Below are 4,062 nucleotides of genomic sequence, written 5' to 3'. Positions count from 1 at the left end.
TATTAATCAATCACCCTTTAGATTGTCCAGTGTGTGATCAGGCAGGAGAATGTAAATTACAAGATTTAAGTTACGAACACGGAGCAGAAGCTACGCGTTACGAATTTGAACGTCGTACATTCCCAAAAGAAGATTTAGGTCCAAACATTCAGTTGAACATGAACCGATGCATTTTATGTTATCGTTGTGTAAAAACGGCGGATCAAATCACAGGTTGTCGTGAGCATGGCGTAATGAATCGTGGAGATCACGCTGAAATTTCGACACATATCAACAAAAGTTTAGATAACGAATTTATTGGAAATATCATTGATGTTTGTCCAGTTGGCGCATTAACAGATAAAACGTTCCGTTTCAAAAACCGTGTGTGGTTCCTGAATCCAGTTGATGCACATCGCGATTGTCCTACTTGTTCTGGTAAAGCGCAAGTGTGGTTCCGTGGAAATGAAGTTTTCCGTGTAACAGCTCGTAAAGATGAATTTAACGAAGTAAAAGATTGGATTTGTAATACGTGTCGTTTTGATAAAAAAGATATCAACGATTGGACGTTAGAAAAACCATCAGAAGTTGCAAAAGATTCTGTTATTCGTCAAGGTCATTACTTTGAGAATAAAGTGGAACCAAAAGAAACACTTCCAGAAGTAATTAAACGCGATCCAAAGATTTTATTAGATATTCATACGGTTTCTGAAGTAAATGAACCAAATCGTGATTTATCTAAAATTGATGGACCAGCAACAAGTAAAGATTTTAAAGATTAATCATTCGTAAATAAAATTAACAAAATGACAGAAGAATTTATTGCTGATGCATTAGAAAAGTTAGCTTTAGTAGGCGTAATGATTGGTTTTGCATTAGTTGTTGCCATGTATTCTACTTGGGCTGAACGTAAAGTTGCAGCATTTTTACAAGATCGTATTGGACCAAACCGCGCAGGTATTTTTGGTTTATTACAACCACTTGCCGATGGGTTAAAATTATTCTCGAAAGAGGAAATCACACCAAAAGATTCGAATAAATTTTTATTCATCTTAGGTCCGTCTTTGGCAATGATTGTCGCTTGTATGACAGGTGCGGTAATTCCATGGTCGACACCTTTCGAAATCGGAGACCGTGTGGTTGTTCCGCAAATTGCGGATGTTAACATTGGGTTTTTATACATCTTAGGTGTATTGAGTTTAGGTGTATACGGTATTATGATTGGTGCTTGGGCATCGAATAACAAATACTCTTTGATGGGAGGTTTGCGTGCAGCTTCGCAGATTATTTCGTACGAATTACCAATGGGAATCGTGTTGATCACAATTTTGATGATGACAGGTTCGTTAAAACTAAGTGATATTGTACTTTATCAACAAGAACATGCGTGGTTTATACTATTGCAACCATTAGGATTTATCATTTTCTTGGTGTGTTCGTTCGCAGAAACAAATCGTACACCTTTCGATTTACCTGAAGCAGAAAATGAATTAATTGGAGGTTATCACTCAGAGTATTCGTCGATGAAGATGGGATTCTTCTTATTCGCAGAATATATCAACATGTTTATTAGTGCGGTGGTTATTTCTACCATCTATTTTGGTGGATACGATATCCCATTTGTAGACGATGCAACGTTAACAAATGCAATTGGAATGAATGGAACGGCAATTCTTAATTTCCTTTCATTATTCGCAAAATCTTGTTTCTTCATCTTCTTCTATATGTGGGTGCGTTGGACGATTCCTCGTTTCAGATATGACCAATTAATGGATTTAGGTTGGAAAAAATTATTGCCTTTAGCATTAATCAATATGTTAATTACAGGCTTAGTGATTTTATTATTAAACAAGTAGAATCATCAAAATCATTAAAAGTATGAAACCAATTACAAATAGAGTAAAACAAGTAGAACGTAAACCCCTTACTTTTTGGGAAAGTATCTATTTGATTGCTATCGCAAAAGGGTTGATGATTACATTGAAGCATTTCTTCTCGAAGAAAGCAACAATCAGTTATCCAGAAAAAACAAGACCGTTTAGTCCTGTATTTAGAGGATTACACGTTTTGAATAGAGACGAAGAAGATCGTGAAAATTGTACGGCTTGTGGGCTTTGTGCCTTAGCTTGTCCAGCAGAAGCGATTACAATGGAAGCAGCAGAAAGACTTCCTGGGGAAGAGCATCTTTACCGCGAAGAAAAATACGCAGCGAAATATGAAATCAACATGTTACGTTGTATTTTCTGTGGATTTTGTGAAGAAGCTTGTCCAAAAGATGCCGTTTATTTATCGCAAACTGTCCCACCAGCAAGTTTCAAACGTCAAAACTTCATCTATTCTAAAGAAGATTTATTAATCCCGAAAAAAGCTACAAACTAATGGAATTACCTATTATTTTATTCTACGTATTGTCAAGCTTAACGGTGTTAAGTGCGCTACTAATGGTGTTCAGTAAAAATCCTGTTCATTCCATTTTATATCTAATCGTAACATTCTTCTGCATCAGTGGACATTATGTATTGTTAAACGCTCAGTTTTTAGCAGTTGTAAATGTAATTGTCTATGCCGGAGCAATTATGGTATTGTTCTTATTCGTGGTCATGTTAATGAACTTGAATAGTGAGAAAAAATCTTTTGGTCGACCAGCAAAAATAGTAGCTGCGAGTTTAATCTCCTTGTTATTTGTTGCTTTGACAATTGGAATTTTTGCTCAAAATCAAGAAGCAGGAAAAACAGCTGTCGAATTAGGAACAGGAGATTTAGGATTGATTCACAACTTAGGTTCATTGTTGTATTCAGAATATGTTTTACCGTTTGAGTTGAGCAGTATTTTGTTTATTTCAGCAATGATTGGAGCAGTGATGTTATCAAAGAAAGACGAAGAATTATTGGATTAAATATAAAAAGTAAAAGATGTTACCAATCAGTTATTATATTACTTTATCATTAATCCTATTTGGAATAGGAATGACAGGTGTAATGCTACGTCGCAACGCGATTGTCATTTTTATGTGTATAGAATTGATGTTAAATTCTGTGAATTTGTTGTTAGTCGCGTTCTCAAAAATGCACTATCACGCAAATCCAGCATTAGAAAAAGGAACAGATGCACAACTTTTAGTATTCTTTATTATGGTTGTAGCTGCAGCTGAGGTTGCTGTAGGATTATCGGTGATGATCTTATTGTTCCGCAAAGTATACTCGGTAGATATTAATGTGTTAAATCGTTTAAAAGGTTAAGAATGGAGCAGTATATATGGTTAATTCCTTTGATTCCATTCATCGGATTTTTGATTAACGGTTTAGGACGAAATGTACTTTCTAACAGCTTAGTGACTTTCATTGGAAGTGGCGCAGTTTTGGCAAGTTTCATTTTATCAATCATGGTGTTCATCGCCGTTCCTTCAGGAACAGATGCGCAACCATTAATTTTTAAGGCATTTGATATTATCAATATTCCAACTTTACAAGTTCCGTTTGCATTTCAAATAGATGCATTAACGAGTTTGTTTTTGTTAATTATTACAGGAGTTGGATTTTTAATTCATGTGTATAGTTCAGCTTATATGAGCGAAGACAAAGGATTTGCAAAATTCTTTTCTTACCTAAATTTATTCATCTTCTTCATGTTGATTCTTGTAATGGGAAACAACTTTGTAATGATGTTTATTGGTTGGGAAGGAGTAGGATTATGTTCATTCTTATTAATTGGTTTTTGGTTTACAAATCCAGAATACATCAAAGCAGCGAAGAAAGCTTTCATCATGAACCGTATCGGAGATGTTGGATTCTTATTGGCAATGTTTTGGATTTTCAAAGAATTTGGAACGTTAGAATATGTAAAAGTATTTAGCCAATTAACAATTCAGCCAGGAGCATTTACAGGTTTTGTATTGACAGGAATTACGTTATTGTTATTCTTAGCAGCAACAGGAAAATCGGCTCAATTACCACTGTTTACTTGGTTACCAGACGCAATGGCAGGACCAACGCCAGTTTCAGCACTTATTCACGCTGCAACAATGGTTACGGCTGGTATTTTTATGATCACACGTTGTAATGAATTGTTTACTGCAGCGCCAT

At 35.3% G+C, this 4,062-nt stretch carries 6 protein-coding genes; all 6 read left to right on the top strand.

Going from position 1 to position 4,062, the window contains the following annotated elements:
* Positions 1-761: Fe-S-binding domain-containing protein (locus Q0616_RS08310; protein ID WP_298776415.1), on the top strand; the 761-nt coding region annotated here is incomplete at its 5' end.
* 24 nt (positions 762-785) lie between these two features.
* On the top strand, positions 786-1,835 hold the full coding sequence (gene nuoH, locus Q0616_RS08305) for an NADH-quinone oxidoreductase subunit NuoH (RefSeq protein WP_298776412.1): 1,050 nt from the start codon (positions 786-788) through the stop codon (positions 1,833-1,835).
* Positions 1,836-1,857: 22 nt separating this feature from the next.
* On the top strand, positions 1,858-2,358 hold the full coding sequence (gene nuoI / locus Q0616_RS08300) for an NADH-quinone oxidoreductase subunit NuoI (protein WP_188319504.1): 501 nt from the start codon (positions 1,858-1,860) through the stop codon (positions 2,356-2,358).
* A complete protein-coding gene (locus Q0616_RS08295) occupies positions 2,358-2,876 on the top strand; it encodes an NADH-quinone oxidoreductase subunit J (protein WP_171623762.1) in 519 nt (172 codons plus the stop codon). The genes nuoI and Q0616_RS08295 overlap by 1 nt, the downstream gene beginning before the upstream one ends.
* 16 nt (positions 2,877-2,892) lie before the next feature.
* Positions 2,893-3,219, top strand: a complete 327-nt coding sequence (gene nuoK / locus Q0616_RS08290) for an NADH-quinone oxidoreductase subunit NuoK (protein WP_171623761.1) — start codon at positions 2,893-2,895, stop codon at positions 3,217-3,219.
* A gap of 2 nt (positions 3,220-3,221) precedes the next feature.
* Positions 3,222-4,062, top strand: an 841-nt coding sequence (locus Q0616_RS08285; RefSeq protein WP_298776408.1) for a proton-conducting transporter membrane subunit, incomplete at its 3' end; no start/stop codon positions are given.

Origin of the sequence: uncultured Empedobacter sp., from assembly GCF_937930195.1 — a bacterium.
Lineage (GTDB): Bacteria > Bacteroidota > Bacteroidia > Flavobacteriales > Weeksellaceae > Empedobacter > Empedobacter stercoris.
The sequence above is the reverse complement of the archived record's forward strand: the minus strand, read 5'-3'. Positions and strand labels throughout refer to the sequence as shown.